Below are 18,184 nucleotides of genomic sequence, written 5' to 3'. Positions count from 1 at the left end.
GCGGGCCCTACAGCGTGTTGTGCAGCCGCTCGCACAGATTCCAGATCGTGCTCCGGGTGGTTTCGTCCAGGACGGCCTTCGGCCACGGTGTGACGGCCGCCTTGCTGTTGAAGTAGGTCCCGTGGTTGTCCCGCGCCGCGGGGGAGGAGGCGAGGTAGACGCTCGACCGGGTGGCGGCGACCAGTGCGCGGTGGCCGTAGAGCACCGGCATCGCCACGCGCAGCAGCGGCACGATCGGGCGGGCGAGCGGCGGGTAGGCGCCGGTGGTGAGGTCCTTGTTCATCGAGGTGTAGGCGTGGCCCGGATATGCGACGTTCAGGGAAACTCCCGTACCGGCGAGTCGCTCGGCGAAGGTGTAGCTCATCGCCATCTGGGCCAGTTTGGTCTGGTTGTAGAACGACAGGCCCACATACGATTTCTCGCCTTGTAGGTTGCCGAGGTCGATCCGGCCACGCGGGACCCCGCCCGTGATGTTGACGACCCGGGCCGAGTCCGCCGCTTTCAGTGCGGGAAGCAGCCGGTGCGTGAGGCTGAACGGTGCCACCACGTTGACCGCGAACGTGGTCTCGATACCGTCCTCGGTCAGTTCGCGATGGGTCCGGGTCGCGCCCGCGTTGTTGATCAGAACGTCGAGCCGGTCGACTCGCGACGTGACCTGGTCGGCGAGTCGGCGCACGTCACGGAGGCGTGACAGATCGGCGGTGACCGCCTCGATCTCGGCGTTCCCGGTGATTGTGCGTAGTTCCGCCACCGCTGTCTCGGCGCGTTCCACGTTGCGGCCGACGAGGAAGACCCGGGCGCCGAGCGCGGCCAGTTGCCGGGCGGTTTCTTTGCCGATGCCGCCGGTGCTTCCGGTGATCAGCACGTTCTTTCCTGCGATGGTCATGGCCACCTTCCTTCGATTGTCACTCGGTGTCATCATAGTCACCTGGTGTTGAAAAGTAGACTCGAGCGCATGTCGGAAGGACTCCGGGAACGAACCCGGCGGGCGGTGCGAGCAGAGCTCACCGAGGTGGCCATCGCTCTTTTCGCACGTCAGGGCTTCGAGGCGACGACCGTCGACGAGATAGCGCGCGCCGCCGGAATGACCAAACGCAGCTTCTTCCGCTACTTCCCCTCGAAGGAGGAGGCGGTTTTCGGCGGTATCGATATCACCGGTGAGCGGGTGGTCGCCGATCTCGCGGCCCGGCCTCCGGGCGAAGATCCCTGGGATTCGCTCCACCACGTGCTGCGCGACTGGCAGGACGAGATCCACGCCGGTGAGCAGATGCTGGCAGTGCTGCGCCTGGTCGAGGCGACCCCCGCGCTGGGCGGGCGACTACATCAGCGGCGGGCCGAATGGCGGCAACGGGTGAGCGATGCCGTGCGGCAACTGCCGGGAGCCGGTATCGACGCGTTCACCGCCGACCTGCTCACGAATACGGCCGTAGCGGTGCTCGACGCCGTCTCCGGGGAATGGCTGCGCTCCGATGGTGCCGCCGACCGCGCGGCGCTACTGGACCGGGGTTTCGCGCTCGCGCGCGTGCGGGGAATCGCGGAATGACTTGCCGCCGGTCGCTCCGGGCCGGTACCGGTCCCGGGGAATTCGGCCGGCCGGATCAGCCCGTGTAGAGGCGCGTTTCGTTTCCGTCGCGGACGACGACGTCGGCATCGGTGAGTGCCCAGTGGGGTGTGCCGTCGGCGCGGAAGCGGGCGGCGAGGGCGTTGCCGGTGCCCTCGGGGTCGGTGGGTGAATCGAGGTGCGGGACTATCGGACGGTCGATCAGCCCGAGTCCTTCCCAGATGGGCTCGATACCGCAGGCCGGGGCGACTTCACCTGGGTCGTCGGAGGTTTCCAGCCCGCGCAGATGCGGTCCCAGCAGGCAGGCGCCCGCGCTGTAGCCCGCGTACAGGAACGAATCCGCCGCCAGCAGTTCCGGCACGACCCGATCCGCGCCGCTGCGCGCGAACTGGGCGCGGAGCACGAAAGTGTTGCCGCCGCGAACCCATACCGCGGGGAACCCGGCCAGCGTCCGGCGCAATTCGCCCGGGCGCCCGGCATATTCGCGCAGGTCCACTTCCCGGGGGTCGAATCCGTGCTTCCGCAGCGGTACCAGTTCACTGGTGAGCGCCGCCGCCCGCGAATCCGGCCAGGCATCGCAGGCATTGGCGATCACGGCGATCGGGCCGGGCGCACCGGCCAGTTCGGCGAATACGTCGTAGTGTTCGCCGAACCGGTAACTGGCCAGGAACAGCCGCATCAGATGGTGAACGCGAGGTTGCGGGCCAGCTGCCGGCCGAGATCCGTATCGCCCTGGAAGCCGATGCGGTCCAGTACGGTGCCGGGATCCACCCGGCCGCCGCCGAGGCGTACCAGCAGTCCGGAATCCAGTTGCAGCGCGGCCGTGGCCTCCCGGTCCGGCGCGGTCACATAGCTTGCCCGGTCACCGACCTCGATATGCAGTGTCCGCGCGAGCGGACCGGTCAGCCGCAGGGTGATCAGTGACCCCGCGGGGGCCTTACCGCGTTTCACGATCACCCGGGGCAGCGACCGGGCGAATTCCGCGAAAGCCACCTCGCCGCGCGCTCCGCCCTCCTCGACCTGCCTGCCCAGCGCATCGGCGATATCGAGTTCGTGCATCCAGCAGTCGAACAGCCGGACCCGCATGAACCGGGCGTAGGGCACTTCGCCGACGGGTGACTGCGTGGGGGCCAGCCAGGCCTGATCGTCCAGCTCGGCCAGCGCTTTCCGGCGGCGGTCGGCCACCCCGCGGTACAGGCGCAGCAGTTCGTCACCCGTCCGGGATCGCAGCCGCTGCAGCCAGATCTCGTTCAGCGCGCCGATCTCGTTGCGTACGTGCGGCAGCGTCTTGACGTCGATATCGGGCGTCTGCGCGTCGCGGGCCGGCGGTTTCTCGCCCAGCAGCAGCGATTCGGTGCCGATGATATGGCCGATGACATCGAAGACAGTCCAACCGGGCAGTGGCGACGGGGTTCGCCATTCGTCCTCACCGAGTCCGGTCACCAGATCGGTGAGGACCTCGAACTGCTCGGACAGTAGTGCGACGAGTTCGGGGCGGTCGGGCAGATCGTGCATGGAAGGGCCTTCCGTGGGCTGGGCGGAATTCGGGGGCGGACCGGTACACCGTTCCTATCAGCCGGGATCGGTATCGGTCCCCGCGGCCGGGGGGTCGAGGGCCGCGAGCCCGTCGCGCAGTGCGGCGGCGACCCGCTCCGGTTCGTGCGAACGGCGCAGCACCAGCCCGGAGGCGAAACGGAACTTGTCCCCGTGCTTGCGGGGCAGCACGTGCAGGTGTACGTGGCCGACCGTCTGGAACGCGGCCTTACCGTCGTTGATCAGGAGGTTCGCCCCGTCGGCGGCGAACGCCGGACCCTGCGCCGCCAGCGCGATCCGGTGCCCGATCCGGAACAGTCCGGCCCCGGCGTCGGCGTCGAGTTCGGACAGGTCGGTCGCATGGTGTTTGGGGATCACCAGGGTGTGCCCGCGGGTGATCGGCCGGATATCGAGGAACGCGCAGACGGCGTCGTCCTCGTAGACCCGGTGGGCCGGGGCGGTACCGGCCACGATCCGGCAGAAAACGCATTCGCTCACGGCGTGACTATATTGCGGAAGAGCCAGGGTGAGCGACGGGAATTGGCAAACTTTTCAAACCCGTCCGCCCGGTTCGCTTCATATCCGCTCTGATCTGCATTTACCGATGCGAAGGTGGCGCACCCTGCCGAATGTGTGTGACGGGCATCTCAGCTAATCTCACTCGCATCGTTGTACGGTGGCGAGGATTTTCGGGCGGGGTGTTCGCGAACACCCCGCCCGGCGCCGTCATCGGCGGCCGAGCACAGTAGGAGAGGGAAACAGACAAGTGGAGACAACGCAGACCGTGAGCGATTCGTCGCCGCGCGGGGCGCGTGTCGGTGTCGTTCGCGAAACCGCCGCGGGCGAGCGGCGGGTCGCCCTGGTACCGAAGATCATTCCGGCCCTGGTGAAACAGGGCGTGGAGGTGGTGGTCGAAGCCGGTGCCGGCCTGGGCGCGCTCATTCCCGATACCGCCTACACCGAGGCCGGTGCCACGATCGGTGATGCCTGGTCGGCCGATGTGGTCGTCAAGGTCGCGCCGCCCACCGACGCCGAAGTAGCGAAACTGTCCGCGGGGCAGACGTTGATCGGGTTCCTGGCGCCGCGCAATGCCGACAACCAGATCGACGCTCTGAAGAAACAACAGGTGCAGGCGTTCGCGGTGGAGGCGATCCCGCGGATCTCGCGCGCCCAGGTGATGGACGCGCTGTCCTCGCAGGCCAACGTCGCCGGATACAAGGCGGTGCTGCTGGCGGCGTCGGAATCGACCCGCTTCTTCCCGATGCTGACCACGGCGGCGGGCACCGTGAAACCGGCGACCGTGCTGGTGCTCGGCGTGGGCGTCGCGGGGTTGCAGGCGCTGGCCACGGCCAAACGGCTGGGCGGCCGGACCACCGGTTACGACGTGCGCCCCGAGGTCGCCGATCAGGTGCGTTCGGTCGGTGCGCAGTGGCTCGATCTCGGTATCGACGCCGCCGGTGAGGGCGGGTACGCCCGCGAACTCACCGACGAGGAGAAGGCGAAACAGCAGCAGGCCCTGGAAGATGCGATCAAGGGTTTCGACGTGGTGATCACGACCGCCCTGGTGCCGGGCCGTCCCGCGCCGCGCCTGGTGACCGCCGCCGCCGTCGCCGGGATGAAGCCCGGCAGCGTGATCGTGGACCTGGCCGGCGAAACCGGCGGCAACTGTGAACTCACCGAACCCGGCGAAACCGTGGTCAAGCACGAGGTGACCATCTGCTCGCCGCTGAACCTGCCGGCCACCATGCCCGAGCACGCCAGCGAGCTGTATTCGAAGAATATTTCGGCGCTGCTGGAACTCATGCTCGCCGACGGTGCGCTGAAACCGGATTTCTCCGACCAGGTGCTGGCCGATTCCTGCGTCACCCGTGACGCCGAACCGACAACGAAAGCCGAATGATGTACAGCGAGCTGCTGGCGAATATCGCCATTCTGGTGCTCTCCGGATTCGTGGGTTTCGCGGTGATCTCCAAGGTCCCCAATACCCTGCACACCCCGCTGATGTCGGGCACCAACGCCATCCACGGCATCGTGGTGCTGGGTGCGCTGGTCACCCTGGGCCGGATGGAGGACCCCTCGATCGGGGTGCAGATCATCCTGTTCGTGGCCCTGGTGTTCGGAACCCTGAACGTGATCGGCGGTTTCGTGGTGACCGACCGGATGCTGGGCATGTTCAAAGGTAAGAAGCCCGGCGCGGGTGCCGAGAAGGCAGGTCAGTGACCCATGGACAATCTCGTCGATATCCTCTACATCCTGTCCTTCGCCCTCTTCATCTACGGTCTGATGGGGCTCACCGGCCCGAAGACCGCGGTCCGGGGCAACTGGATCGCCGCGGCCGGTATGGCGATCGCCGTGATCGCGACGCTGATCGCGGTCCGCGATACGAACAACTGGATCATCATCGTCGCCGGTCTCGTGGTCGGTGTGCTGCTGGGTGTGCCACCCGCCCGCTACACCAAGATGACCGCGATGCCACAGCTGGTGGCGGCGTTCAACGGTGTCGGCGGCGGTACGGTCGCCCTCATCGCGTGGGCCGAATTCATCGACACCACCGGGTTCTCCACCTTCCATCACGGTGAGGAACCGACGGTCCACATCATCGTCGGCTCGCTGTTCGCCGCGATCATCGGTTCGATCTCCTTCTGGGGTTCGCTCATCGCCTTCGGCAAACTGCAGGAGATCCTGCCAGGTAAACCCATCGGGCTCGGCAAGTTGCAGCAGCCGGTGAACCTGTTGCTGCTGATCGCCGCCGTCGCCGCGGCGGTCGTCATCGGCCTCGGTGCTTCTGACGGCGGAGTCACGCAGTGGTGGATGATCGGGCTGCTGCTGGCCGCCGGTGTGCTCGGCCTGATGGTGGTGCTGCCGATCGGCGGCGCCGATATGCCGGTGGTGATCTCGCTGCTGAACGCCCTCACCGGGCTGTCGGCCGCGGCGGCCGGTCTCGCGCTGAACAACACCGCGATGATCGTGGCGGGCATGATCGTCGGCGCGTCCGGCACCATCCTCACCAACCTGATGGCCAAGGCCATGAATCGCTCCATCCCGGCCATCGTCGCCGGTGGATTCGGTGGCGGCGGCGCGGTCGCCGCGGCCGGTGGCGGGGAACAGAAACAGGCCAAGGCGACTTCCGCCGCCGACGCCGCGATCCAGATGGCGTACGCCAACCAGGTGATCGTGGTCCCCGGCTACGGTATGGCCGTCGCCCAGGCCCAGCACGCGGTCAAGGAAATGGCCGGGCTGCTGGAAGCCAAGGGCGTCGAGGTCAAATACGCCATCCACCCGGTGGCCGGCCGGATGCCCGGGCATATGAACGTGCTGCTCGCCGAGGCCGAGGTGTCCTATGACGCCATGAAGGAAATGGACGATATCAACGGCGAATTCAATCGCACCGATGTCGCCCTGGTGATCGGCGCCAACGACGTCACCAACCCGGCCGCCCGCGAGGATTCGTCCAGCCCGATCTACGGGATGCCGGTCCTCAACGTCGACCAGGCGAAATCGGTGATCGTGCTGAAGCGTTCGATGAACAGCGGTTTCGCCGGTATCGACAACCCTCTCTTCTACGCCGACCACACAGCAATGCTGTTCGGTGACGCGAAGAAGTCGGTGGGTGCGGTGACCGAGGAACTCAAAGCGCTGTAAAGAGCGGGAATCCGCTCCAGCGGCCCCGGTGCGCGTCCGGCCTCACCGCCGAGCGCGTACCGGAGCCGTTGCTCCCTCGACGAGGGAAAATCGCTGGACGATGCGGTATACCCGGTCCGATCATGGTGGGCGATGCCCGAACGCAACGAACCACTTCGCCTGATCGAATTCGATCCCACCACCACCGACCCCGCCGACGCCTTGCCCTGGTCGGCTGTACTCGATTCCTATTCGACGCCCCGCGACCTGCTGGACATGCTGACCCTCAGCCTTTTCGGCCGGGGCGTGCAGCCGTACTACCGGAAGAAACAGCTGGATCGGGTGCGACCGGACGCCCTGCTGCGGCCACCGGGTTCGCAGATCTCTCGTTCGGTCGTGGAGTCCGAGTCGCAGTCGATTCTGGTACTCGGCGAGGGCTGGACCCTGCGCGCCGATCGGTGGGCCGATAAATCGGCCACCTTGGAAGTGGTCGCGGTGAGCGACGACCTGGCCGAACGTATCGTCGCGGAATCGGTCCGCGATGCCGAACAGCCCACCCCGACGGACTTGACCGCGGTGAAAATGGGTTTCTGGCACCAAGGCGACCGTGGGGCCACCCGGCGAGCACTCACCGTGACCACACCCGAGTGGCCGGAGATCCGCGGCAACTACAGCGCGCCTGTAGCGGGCGCGCTGGACCACCTGATGGCTATGCGCCCGGAAGATATCCGGGGCCGGTTACTCCTCCTGCACGGTCCGCCCGGCACCGGTAAGACAACCGCCCTGCGTTCGCTGGCCCGGTCCTGGTCGCAGTGGTGCCAGGCCGATTGCGTACTCGACCCGGAGATGCTGTTCGCCAAACCCGGCTACCTGATGCGCGCGGCGATGGGCGCCGAAGGCGAGGACGACGAATCCGACCGCTGGCGGCTGCTGATCCTGGAGGACTGCGACGAACTCATCCACGCCGAAGCCAAATCCTCCTCGGGACAAGGGCTTTCCCGGCTACTCAACCTCACCGACGGGATGCTGGGCCAGGGTCGCGATGTGCTGGTCGCGATCAGTACAAACGAGGATCTGTCCCGCCTGCACCCCGCCGTGACCCGGCCCGGTAGGTGCATGGCGCAGGTGGAGATCGGCAAGCTGACTCCGGCGGAGGCCCGGGCCTGGCTCGGCGACACCCCCGCCGATATCCCCGCGGCGGGTGCCACGCTCGCCGAACTGGTCGCCCTGCGTGACCGAACGGAGAGCATCGCGGTGCGCACCGAGCGCACCGAGGGCGGTATGTACCTGTAGCCGGTTCCCGGCCGCCGGCCCTGACCTCGGCGCCGCCCGTCCCGGTTCCGACACGCTGTCGCGCGGACCGCCGGTCGATGTGCTCGCACGGAACAGCGGAGAAGCCCGCAGGCTCATTCCTCCTGCCGTCACCGGGTGGACGAGCGCACAGCCCGCGACCGGGGCCGGCGGATTAGGGTTGGCAGGGTGGATGCATTGGCGGCGTTGTTGGAGGGTCCGCGGGCGCGCGGGGCGTTCGTGCTGCGTTCTACCCTGACCCCGCCGTGGTCGCTGCGGATCCAGGACGATTCCCCGTTGACGCTGGCGGCGGTGGTCCGGGGCTCGGCGTGGGTGCTCACCGCCGACGGCGAGCAACGCCGGATCGCCGCCGGTGACGTCGCGGTGTTACGGGGCCCGCGGCCCTATACCGTCGCCGACGATCCCGCGACCGCACCGCAGATCCTGATCAATCCGGGGCAGATCACCACGACCCTGGACGGTGAAGTGCTCTGCGAGACGATGAGTCTCGGTGTGCGGCAATGGGGGAACGACCCCGACGGGGAAACCGTCATGGTCACCGGATCCTATGAGTACGTCGGTGCGGTGAGCAGACGGTTGCTGCGAGCACTGCCGCCGATGCTCGTGGTGCCGCGCGGTCGCTCCGACGACCGGCTGCTGGATCTGATGACGGACGAAACCGTGAAGGACCTGCCCGCGCAGGGAGTCGTACTGGACCGGCTGCTGGACCTGCTGCTCATCGCCACCCTGCGCACCTGGTTCTCCGGCGCCGAAGCCCCGCCCTGGTATCACGCCTACGGCGATCCCCTGGTCGGCAAGGCGCTGCGGCTGCTCCAGCACAACCCCGCCCACCCTTGGACCGTCGCCGCGCTCGCACAGGAAGTCGGCGCCTCACGCGCGGCGCTGGCCCGGCGGTTCACCGAACTGGTCGGCGAACCACCCATGGCCTTCCTCACCGAATGGCGCCTGGACCTGGCCGCCGACCTGCTCCAGGGCACCGAGAACACGGTGGAGGCCATCGCCCGCCAAGTCGGGTACGGCAGCGCCTTCGCGCTGAGCACCGCATTCAAACGGCACTTCGGTGTGAGCCCGCGCGAGCACCGGACCGTCGGTTCGGCCGCAGTCTCCTCGGCCAGTTGATCCTTGCTCCGGCACACCACCGGCTCGGCGGTGCCGGGTCATCTCCACGACGCCGCCGATCAACCGACCCGGTATCGTCGCCCGGGTGACGAAGCAGTATCCGGTGCTCTGGCCGGTGCCCACCCGCTGGGCCGACAACGACCACTACGGGCACGTGAACAACGTGACCTATTACGCGTACTTCGATACCGCGGTCAACGCGTGGCTCATGGACGCCACCGGCACGGATATCCGCGAACTGCCCGCGATCGGCATCGTCGCGGAAACCTCCTGCCGCTTCCACGCCTCACTCAGCTTCCCGGACAAATTGCAGGTGGGTTTGCGGATCGCCCGGCTCGGCCGCTCCAGCATCACCTACGACCTGGCGATCTTCCGCGACACCGAACCAGGTCTCGAGCTGGCCGCCACGGGTAATTTCGTCCACGTCTATGTGGACGAGACTTCGCGGAAGCCGGTCGAGATCCCCGCCGTCATCCGCACCGCCGCGCAGACCCTGGTCACCGACAGCACCGAGTAGTAGCCGGCTTCTCCTTCGAGCGTGAGCCGCGGCTGTCCCGGGCCATCCGATCGACCGCATGGTCTGCGGCTCGGTGGAAAACGGAAACTTGCGGTTCGGTGGAACCGGGTGGGGTCCGGCGGCGTCGGTATGGGTGATGGATCTGTTGTCGAAGTGGAGGGGGCTCCCCGTGCGCCGCTCGTTTACGCAACCCGGATGCGGTAGCCGGGGTCCGGTGGTCGTCGCGGTGGTGTGCTGAATGGGTATCGAGATCCCCGAGGCCTTGCAGTGGGTCTGTAAATACGTTGTCGGTGCGGGTGATTGGCCCGAGGGTGATGAAACCGCGATGCGCCGGGTGGAAGCGGCGTGGACCCAGTTGGCGACGGATCTGTCCGAGATCGGCCCCGACGCCAACCACGCCATCGACCAGGTGCTGGCCGCGATCGAGGGCGACACCGCCCAAGCCATCAGCGACCGCTGGACCGAACTCGGCCACGGCCAGGGCGCGTTCGACGGTTTGATCAAACATATCGAGACCTTGGCCGATGAGATCGGTGACGGCGCGGCCGATATCGAGCACACCAAACTGGTGATCCTGGCCAGCCTCGCCATTTTCGCTGTGGAGATGGCGATCCTGTTGGCCGCCGCGTCCACCGGTATCGGGGCACCCGCGGCGGGCGCGAAAGCCGCGGTCGCGCAAACCGTTACCCGGGTCGCGGTCCGCACCGCGATCAAACAACTGCTGCAACGGCTGATTTCGAAGGCCGCGTTGAAGGCCGCTGCGCGTGCGGCGGTGCGTGGGGCGTGGGCGGCGGCGCTGGAGGAAACCGCCCTGGATCTGGGGATCAAGGCGGTGCAGGTCGCGGCGGGGCGTCGTGACGAGGTCACGATGGATGATCTGAAAGAGGCGGGTAAGACCGCGTTGACCGCCGCGGCGACCGGCGCGGTGACCGGGGCGATGGGGCCGGACGGGTTGACCTCCCGCAATGTGCCCGGTGGCCCCGAAGGCGGGAATCCGCTGGCGAATGCTGCGAAGGACGCGGCGAAGGAGACGGTGGCCGGGGTGGCGGGTGAGGTCGCTGGTGAAGCGACCAACGCTGCCCTCAACGACCGTGAGTTCAGTCTGGAACAGGCCCTGTCGCCGGAGAATCTGTCCTCGTCGGCGGCGGCGGGTGTGCAGCGGGGCACCGAAACGTTGGGGGAGAACAACTCCGGCAATAGCGGCGAGGACCCCGACAGCGGGGGCGACGAGTCCTCGAACGAGTCCCCCAACGGCAATCCGCCCGGTAACGACAGCGGCGACGAGTCGGGTGACCCCGGCACCCAGAGCCAGGGACAAAACCAATCCCAAGGCCAGCCACAGACCCAACCGCTGGGACAACAATCACCATCCACCCAGCCCTCGTCCACCGACACGCAGACCCAGTCGTCGTCGGCGGGTCAGCAGCCGCCCGGCCAGGCTTCCGACACCGGTGACCAACCCACCGGACAGCAGCCACCCGGCCACGACGCACCCTCGCAGGAAACCCCCGCCGCCACCCCGGAACAGGACTCGCCGACGGGCGACACTGCCGCAGCCCCGCAGGCACCGCCACCTTCCGAAACCGCAGACTCACCACCGGCCCAGCCCACCGAGTCCGACACATCTCAACCACAGCAGCCCCAGCCCACCGACCAGGGCGACCAGGGCGACCAGGGCAACCAGGGCGCACCACAACAGTCCCCCGAGACCGGCACCCCGCAATCTCCCGACTCCGGTGCCACGCAGTCGCCCGACTCCGGCACCCAGCAATCCCCCGACTCCAGTACCCCGCAGCCGCCCGACTCCGGCACCCCGGAACCCTCTCCGTCGCACACCCCCGATACCGAAACCCCCGGCTCCCCGCAGTCGCCGCCACCCAGCACCGAAACCCCATCCGATACCGGCACTCCCGTGGCCGAAACGCCTCCTGCACAGGACACGCCGGCGGCGCCCGGGACCCAGCAGCCGGCCTCGAGCCTGAACCTGCCGCCGGACTCACCCCCGCAGCAACCCACCTCGAGCCTCAACCTCGGCCCCGAAACCACACCCCCACCCACCAGCCCGAGCCCACAAAACACCCCCGAAACGTCGACCACTCCGGGGACCACCACCCCACCTGCCTCGGCCCCGACCACGCCGGGCACCCCAACAACAACCGGTTTGCCGACCACACCGAACCAACCCGGCACCACCACGCCGACCACGTCGGGCGACACCACCCCGGCCAGCGCACCCGTCGCTACCGCGCCCACCACCGGCACCCCGCAATCTCCGGCCACCGCACCCGCACCGGCCACGGCGCCGGAAACCACCCCCACCACAACATCGGCCGCCGCCACAGCCACACCGACACCGTCTGGCCCTGTGCTCTCACCGACCACCCCGGCCGAAACCCCACGCACCACACCCGCGGACTCCGCAACCGGCGCCCCCACCACCACACCCACCGGTGTTCCCCGCAACCAACCCCGCACCACCCCCCACCGGCCCGGCGACACCTCACCGGCGACCGACCCCGCCCGCCCACACAACACCGACCAAACCCCCACCACCCCCGAAACCGGCCCCAACACACCGGGCTACGACTACAACATCTACGACCCCGCCAACCACGCCCGCTTCCTCGCCGACTTCTCCCGCCCACCCGTCCCCACCCGCCCCACCGACACCGGCCCCACACCCAACCGCGACAGCACAGCTCCACAGCCCCCACACAAACCTGCTGATCCGGCGACCACACCGAACCGAACCGACCCGACCACACCGGACCCCGCCCGCACCGAAACACCAGCGGCACGCACCGACCAACCGGCCTACACAGCGGCGGCGCGAAATCCGGATCGGTCGGCCCAGGATCTCGGTCAGCCGGGCCCTGCACACCCGAACGCCCCGCGCCCCGGCGACCCCATCTGGAATTCGCCCGACCAGAACAACGCACAGCCCAGCCCGGCCGCCCGCCCCGCGCAACCGACTTCACCGCAGCCGGTCGCGCCCACCCGCCCCTCCGCGCAACCGTTCAACAACACCGCCCCCACGCATCCAGGGAATCCCCAACCCCCGACCGCGGCGCCGCCCGGGAACCACGGCAACGTCCCGGGCAGCATGCCTGCTCAGCCCAATCCCCATGCAACCGACCGAGCACGCGCCGCCCGCGAGTACTACCGCAACCGAACTCCTTCCAACGGCCGTTCCCTCGATGTCAGCACCAGCCGCAACAACCGGTCCGCAACCCCCAACTACCGAGTACGCCGATTCGAAACCAGCCCGGGCCGATTCATTTCTGTACTCACCGTCCCGGTCCGGCCGGTACTGCCGATCAACGCCACACCACAGGCCATCAACCAATTCATGGAGACCGCTCAACGGGTGGTCGACCAAACCTTCAACCGTGAACAACAACTACCCGGCGGAGACGTACTGCTGGTCGAACTCGTCCACACCGCCGACCCGACCAGCACCGGCGTCCAAATCCACACCGACCCCACCGGCACCCCGACCCACAGCCCGGACCAGTTCGTCAACCAACTCCGCCACGAACTCGGCTTACCGGCGGAAACCTCGAGTCCGGATCGCGGCCTGGATCCCGATGATCTACTCCGGATCAGCAACGACATTGCCACAGCCAACACCCCCACCCGCTTCGACAACCCCTCCGACCTCCGCACCATCGGCGCCAACGAACTCCAGCACGTCGAACGCCCCGAATACCAGACAGCCGTCGAAAACGCGCTACGTGACGGCGACCGCTTCATCATCGGCGCCGACCCACGCACCAACCGCTACGGAGAGCTGATCAACGACGGCGGCACCGAACGCATGGGCCGACGCAACAATTGCCTCGACTGTTCCCTGTCAGCCCTCTCGTCCTTCTACGGCAACCCACAGGTCTCCGCCCCACGCTGGCCCGACCGGCTCGCCGACGGTTCCATCGACAATCGCTCCGGAGAGGTGAGCGGGCTCAACCGAGCGCAACAGTGGCTCGGTGCAGGACTATCGAGCTACGACGACGGTCAACGCAGCGTGGCACAACAATTCCAGGCCATGCACGACTGGATCAGTCATCTCGGTCCGGGATCCTCCGCACTCATCGTCAACGACTGGCATGCGCACGATCCTCAAACCGGCCAGCCGCTTTATCATCCGGACGGTAGTCCAGTGGTGGACGGCGGGCACGCGACAGTCGTGGTCTACCCGCACGGCGCGCAGGGGCCGGTCTGGTGGGACCCCCAGAGCGGCACCATGTCCGATCAGCCGCCCCCCGACATGGTTTCTCTGTCGGCCTACGTCGATTTCACTCCGATACCCGCCAACCCAGGAGCCCCGAATGCCGCCTCCGTACCGAACCAGGGAACAAGTAGCCCAGTATCTGGCACAGATATTCCCCACCCCCCGGGAATACGCGATACATCAGATCGACAACGCCTGGGTGTGCCGGCCGGTGCCGACCGACCAGCTCACCAGCAGCCAGCTGATCGGAATGACCAGCCTGGTGGTCAACGCCGAGACGGGGACAGTCCTGGAGTACCCGAGCTGGTCCCTGCAGATGATCGCCGAGGACTACACGACAGCAATGAGAACCGGCCGACGCCCGAAAGCCGGCCAGATCTACCCACCGACCACCCGGATCACCCTCCGACTCATCAACGAGACCGCGGACCAGATCCAGTACCAGATCAGCGCAACCTCCGACACGAACCGGGAGAACTACCACCTACTCATCGACAAAACGACCCTGAACTACCAACCGCCCGGGACGACGTCCGCGGTAGCAGTGTCGTGGATCGACTGGAGCCGCACCCAGACCGGGACATGGCCCCAGATCGGGACAACCGACTACTGACCTCTGAGACCCAGCTGGACCGGCAAGACGATGAAACGGGCCGAGTTGGAACTGATGACAGCTCCGATGTCGACACGGATGGGGCCGAACCGTGGCAAATAACAGAAAACGACGACGAAGCGCATGCATACCCGGATAACGTAAGCATCGCTCAGATCGATGTAAACGACCCGGCGATAAGGGACGTCAGCGAACCTGACAGAGCGTTTGCTTCGTCTGTCGAACAAGGCGGGCTCGATCGAGACGAGTACCTGCACCACGCCGATGCCGATCCTTTACGCCGCCATGGTCCCGCATCGGACACACATCCGGCGGAACTGCAGAGATTTATCGCTGAAGCCGAAGAGCTCGGCGTAGAAATCCAGTATCGCGCAGGGGCAATGGCGTACGGACCTGCACCATCCAGTGGCCGGCCGGGAACGCTCGTAATTGACCCTGAGGCATCCTATGGTGCGTGGCTGCACGAGATGCGCCATATGCGGGACGACGCCACGGCTGGTTGGATCGGAATGCAGGCGCTGATTGACCAAGCGACTCGAGAAGTTATGGAACGGCGGGCGTACATGGAAGAGATACGATATGCAAGGTCGATACGAGACAGGACTTCCGAGGCGCTCCTCTACCAAAATCTTCGTCGAGAGATCAAAGCGATTTGGAGACGGCAACGATGAATAATGAAAGTGAGATGCCACGGTTTGAAGAGCCGGACGGCCTCGATCCGGAGATGCTGAATCTGGACTGGGAAGAAATAGATCCGGAAGGTTTGCGCGATACGCCGCCCCCCGATCTGAGTTCAATGAGCACCCAAGCGTTGTACGATTTTTCGATCAGCAACTATGTGCATCGTGGAAGGGCCGTGTTCGAACTACTCGACCGCGCTCCTTCAGATGACTCTGCGGCTCGGCTGGTATCCGAGCTGGCAAAATCGCCGCTACTCCGCGAAGACCGCATGCACCGAGCTTCGATGACCTGGGCGGTAATCGCTCGATTGCTCGCGGCCGAAACCCCGGTTTCTCGTTCATGCGCTTACGAAGTATTCGGATCGTTGAGTCCGGGCGAACAAGACGAGGTATTGTCTTGGCTGCGAGCCTCCAGAATCGAGGATGCACACCCCGAGAATTGATCAACGCGGTTATGAGGTACTGTGCGATCCCGATCGCGCACAACTATGTAGCCGGAAGCACCGCCTGAAGGATTTCCTTTGTACCAAACCACGCCACTGCAACCAGAGTTTCGCGGTGAGCACCTTCTGGGGAACCGGCAATGGGGCAATTCGGTAGTCCGATACCTGGCTCCTGAGGAAAGGGCTCCGTACTGGCTCTTCGCGAACAACGGACTTCTGTACACAGGTGAGCAGAAGCCCTTGGATACGACGTTCACCAGCACCCTGTGGACACCGCAGGGGGGCCGTGCGATTTTCGTGATGGATGAGCACGGGCAGCTCTATGCATCGCCGTATCACCTGCTCGGGGAGTTTCATCATTCGAGCTTCCTTGCCGGAGGGCCGGTGGCGGGCGCTGGGGAGATCTCCGCCGTTCAGGGGCAGGTTCGGCTCATCTCCGACCACAGCACGCACTACCGTCCTGCCAGGCGGTTCACGCATCAAGTTGTGGACAGTCTTCGACGCCAGGGGATTTCGTTCGATGAGCGGGCTGTCGAGTACCACTATCCGGATTGACCGGACCACCTTGTCGAGTGGTTCTCCATTGCGGCAGCCGGCGGGCTCACCAGGCCGGTTCGGACTCGCGGATCCGGGTTTCCGCGGCCTCGAGCCAGGCGGTGAAGCGGCTGGTGAGGTCGTCGCGGGTGGTGGGGCGGACGGTGACGTGGTTGCCGCGGGTTTCGGTGTAGCGGCCGTCGGCGGTGACGTCGAACCAGCGGACGGTGCGGAACGGGTCGGGGCGCTGGTAGATCGGGCCGAGGTAGAGGCGGGCGATACCGTAGCCGTCGCCGCGGCGGCCGAGTAGGCGCTCGTACTGTTCGCGGGGGCTGCGGCCGGCGGTCGTTCGGGCGTTGTCGTTGCGGCCTGATTCGAGGTCTTGCGGGTGGAACGTCGCGGCGGGTTCGCGGCCGGGCCGGCAGTCCGGGATGCTGCGGACCAACTGCGCGGCCAAAGAATCCGGAGCAAGCAGGTGGAGGGTGATATCGCCGTACTCGTCGGCTCGGCCGCCTTGGAATGCGATCACCGAGCGCTGGTGGTCGGCGGTGGCGAGGATGCGGTATTCCTTGATGTCCTCGGGGCCGGTGCTGGTGCGGTGTTTGTTCGTGCAGCCGAGGATCTCGATGCGCAACCGGGAACTGGACAGGATGTGCAGGGCGAGGGCGATCGCGTCGCGGTCGTCACGGTCGTAGCCGGCGCGGACCTGGTCGCGGAAGCGGGCGAAATCGTCCTCGCGGCGGAACCGGCTCAGATATTTCAGCGGTGGCGGGAAGCGATCGTTGGCGTCGCTGTACCAGAGGGCGGCGAAGGTCTCCGGGTCCATCGTCCAGGTGGCCATCAGCGGCTGTCCTCCGGTTCCGGATTCGTGCCGATCAGACCACCCGGCAGGGTTCTCGGCAACTCACCGAGGAGTTCCTCGGTGTTCTCCATGGTCACCAGGTAGTCCGGGGTTTTGCGTTCGGCGTCCTGCTCCTGCTGCCCGCCGCGACCGGCGGCGCCCATGGGCATCCCGGCCATGCCGCGCGGGGCTCCGGCGGCGGTGGTCGAGGGCGTGGTGGCCGCGACTGCGGGGGCCGCGCCCCCGGGCGTGCCGGGGACGGTACGGCCGGGCCCCGGAGTGTCCGGTGTTCCCGGGCCCGGTGTGCCTGCCGGAGAACCCGGGCCGGGTACGCCGGCGGGGGTGGTGCCGGCCGGGGTGGTCGGTGCGGGGGTGCCGGTATCGGCCGGTTCGGTGCCGGTGGGTGACTGTGTCTGCTCGGGGCTCCCGGGAGACTCCTGTTCGGAACTGTCCTCAGTGCCGGGTTCCTCGGGGGTCTGTTCTTCGGTGCCCGGTTCCTCGGTATCGGTCGCGCCGGGGCCGCTCGGGTCTCCGGTTCCGTTGTCGGTGTTCGAATTCTGTTGAACACCCGGCCCGACTGGCTTACCGGAGGTCGGCTCGTCGATATCGAGCGGAGCGGTCGGGTTGACCGGGCTGGTCAGGACCGGGATCTTGGGGTCCAGCTCGGAGACGAACGGCTTGACATACTTGGTTTCCATGATCGCCTGGGCGTCTTCTTGCCGCTGCTCGATCATCGGGTCGCGGTTGGTGCCGAAGATCGGCCACGAGTCCTTGTGCAGCGGGTGCTTTTCCTCGAGTGGCTCCGGCAGTTCATGTTTGGTGGCTTCGACCGCGGCGGCGGCGGCGCCGACCCGGTTGGCGAGATCGAGCAATTCGAGTTCGAACGTCGCGGCCTGATCGACATAGCGGCGAATCGAGTCCAGGAAAGCGGTGGCGGCCTCGCCCTCCCACGCCGCGGCCACCGACCGTTTGATGCTGGTGGAGAACACCTGCAGCCCCGCACCCCAATCCCAGGACAGCTGCCGGTAGCTGTCGGACAGTTTCTGGGCTTCGGCCGGCAGGGTGGCTTGGAAGGCTGCGTAGATATCTTTGTGGATCAGGTTGCGCGGACGTTCACCGCCGTCGGCGATACGCGGTAGTTCGTAATCGGTCATGGTGCTTCCCCCCGAACGGTCGTGCTGGT

Annotated in this window: 16 protein-coding genes; 10 read left to right on the top strand and 6 right to left on the bottom strand. The window is 66.8% G+C overall.

Going from position 1 to position 18,184, the window contains the following annotated elements; genetic code table 11:
• Nucleotides 1–7: 7 nt before the first annotated feature.
• A complete protein-coding gene (locus tag ACQEVO_RS25470) occupies nt 8–886 on the bottom strand; it encodes an SDR family NAD(P)-dependent oxidoreductase (protein WP_432917947.1) in 879 nt (292 codons plus the stop codon).
• A 69-nt stretch (nt 887–955) separates the two neighbouring features.
• Here ACQEVO_RS25470 and ACQEVO_RS25465 point away from each other — a divergent pair, with 69 nt between their 5' ends.
• Nucleotides 956–1,543 carry a TetR family transcriptional regulator gene (locus ACQEVO_RS25465; RefSeq protein ID WP_432917944.1) on the top strand — a complete coding sequence of 196 codons (588 nt, stop codon included), beginning with the start codon at nt 956–958 and terminating at the stop codon, nt 1,541–1,543.
• Between the two features lie 55 nt (nt 1,544–1,598).
• Here ACQEVO_RS25465 and ACQEVO_RS25460 read toward each other — a convergent pair whose 3' ends face one another.
• Genes ACQEVO_RS25460 through ACQEVO_RS25450 form a run of 3 tightly spaced genes read right to left on the bottom strand, consistent with a single transcriptional unit; the run spans nt 1,599 to nt 3,592 of the window.
• Nucleotides 1,599–2,240: a Type 1 glutamine amidotransferase-like domain-containing protein gene (locus tag ACQEVO_RS25460; protein ID WP_432917941.1), complete on the bottom strand. Its 642-nt coding sequence runs from the start codon at nt 2,238–2,240 to the stop codon at nt 1,599–1,601.
• Nucleotides 2,240–3,076, bottom strand: a complete 837-nt coding sequence (locus ACQEVO_RS25455; protein WP_432917938.1) for a maleylpyruvate isomerase family mycothiol-dependent enzyme — start codon at nt 3,074–3,076, stop codon at nt 2,240–2,242. The genes ACQEVO_RS25460 and ACQEVO_RS25455 overlap by 1 nt, the downstream gene beginning before the upstream one ends.
• 57 nt (nt 3,077–3,133) lie before the next feature.
• A complete protein-coding gene (locus ACQEVO_RS25450; protein WP_280399207.1) occupies nt 3,134–3,592 on the bottom strand; it encodes an HIT family protein in 459 nt (152 codons plus the stop codon).
• A 268-nt stretch (nt 3,593–3,860) separates the two neighbouring features.
• Here ACQEVO_RS25450 and ACQEVO_RS25445 point away from each other — a divergent pair, with 268 nt between their 5' ends.
• The 9 genes from ACQEVO_RS25445 (at nt 3,861) to ACQEVO_RS25405 (ending at nt 16,181) form a co-directional block, all read left to right on the top strand.
• On the top strand, nt 3,861–4,994 hold the full coding sequence (locus ACQEVO_RS25445) for a Re/Si-specific NAD(P)(+) transhydrogenase subunit alpha (RefSeq protein ID WP_432917933.1): 1,134 nt from the start codon (nt 3,861–3,863) through the stop codon (nt 4,992–4,994).
• A complete protein-coding gene (locus tag ACQEVO_RS25440) occupies nt 4,994–5,314 on the top strand; it encodes an NAD(P) transhydrogenase subunit alpha (protein ID WP_033244390.1) in 321 nt (106 codons plus the stop codon). Before ACQEVO_RS25445 ends, ACQEVO_RS25440 begins: the two co-directional genes overlap by 1 nt.
• 3 nt (nt 5,315–5,317) lie before the next feature.
• Nucleotides 5,318–6,736 (top strand): NAD(P)(+) transhydrogenase (Re/Si-specific) subunit beta, encoded by a 1,419-nt coding sequence (locus tag ACQEVO_RS25435; protein ID WP_432917930.1) that lies wholly within the window; start codon nt 5,318–5,320, stop codon nt 6,734–6,736.
• Nucleotides 6,737–6,868: 132 nt separating this feature from the next.
• Nucleotides 6,869–8,008, top strand: a complete 1,140-nt coding sequence (locus ACQEVO_RS25430) for a DUF5925 domain-containing protein (protein WP_432917928.1) — start codon at nt 6,869–6,871, stop codon at nt 8,006–8,008.
• 186 nt (nt 8,009–8,194) lie between these two features.
• Entirely contained in the window at nt 8,195–9,145 is a 951-nt protein-coding gene (locus ACQEVO_RS25425) for an AraC family transcriptional regulator (protein ID WP_432917925.1), read from the top strand.
• 85 nt (nt 9,146–9,230) lie between these two features.
• Nucleotides 9,231–9,662 carry an acyl-CoA thioesterase gene (locus ACQEVO_RS25420; protein ID WP_432917922.1) on the top strand — a complete coding sequence of 144 codons (432 nt, stop codon included), beginning with the start codon at nt 9,231–9,233 and terminating at the stop codon, nt 9,660–9,662.
• A 238-nt stretch (nt 9,663–9,900) separates the two neighbouring features.
• Nucleotides 9,901–15,174 carry a toxin glutamine deamidase domain-containing protein gene (locus tag ACQEVO_RS25415; RefSeq protein ID WP_432917919.1) on the top strand — a complete coding sequence of 1,758 codons (5,274 nt, stop codon included), beginning with the start codon at nt 9,901–9,903 and terminating at the stop codon, nt 15,172–15,174.
• Nucleotides 15,171–15,626 carry a hypothetical protein gene (locus ACQEVO_RS25410; RefSeq protein ID WP_432917916.1) on the top strand — a complete coding sequence of 152 codons (456 nt, stop codon included), beginning with the start codon at nt 15,171–15,173 and terminating at the stop codon, nt 15,624–15,626. The genes ACQEVO_RS25415 and ACQEVO_RS25410 overlap by 4 nt, the downstream gene beginning before the upstream one ends.
• Nucleotides 15,627–15,704: 78 nt before the next feature.
• Complete coding sequence (locus tag ACQEVO_RS25405) at nt 15,705–16,181, top strand: hypothetical protein (protein ID WP_432917913.1); 477 nt, start codon at nt 15,705–15,707, stop codon at nt 16,179–16,181.
• A 46-nt stretch (nt 16,182–16,227) separates the two neighbouring features.
• On the opposite strand, the gene ACQEVO_RS25400 is transcribed toward ACQEVO_RS25405, so the two are convergent.
• Both ACQEVO_RS25400 and ACQEVO_RS25395 read right to left on the bottom strand, forming a co-directional pair.
• Nucleotides 16,228–17,001, bottom strand: a complete 774-nt coding sequence (locus ACQEVO_RS25400) for an ESX secretion-associated protein EspG (RefSeq protein WP_432917910.1) — start codon at nt 16,999–17,001, stop codon at nt 16,228–16,230.
• Complete coding sequence (locus tag ACQEVO_RS25395) at nt 17,001–18,155, bottom strand: WXG100 family type VII secretion target (protein WP_432917907.1); 1,155 nt, start codon at nt 18,153–18,155, stop codon at nt 17,001–17,003. Before ACQEVO_RS25395 ends, ACQEVO_RS25400 begins: the two co-directional genes overlap by 1 nt.
• Nucleotides 18,156–18,184: the final 29 nt, after the last annotated feature.

Origin of the sequence: Nocardia sp. CA-290969, assembly GCF_050936135.1 — a bacterium.
In the GTDB taxonomy this organism is placed as follows: domain Bacteria; phylum Actinomycetota; class Actinomycetes; order Mycobacteriales; family Mycobacteriaceae; genus Nocardia.
Note: the sequence above shows the minus strand (reverse complement) of the source record. Positions and strands in the feature narration are given on the sequence as shown.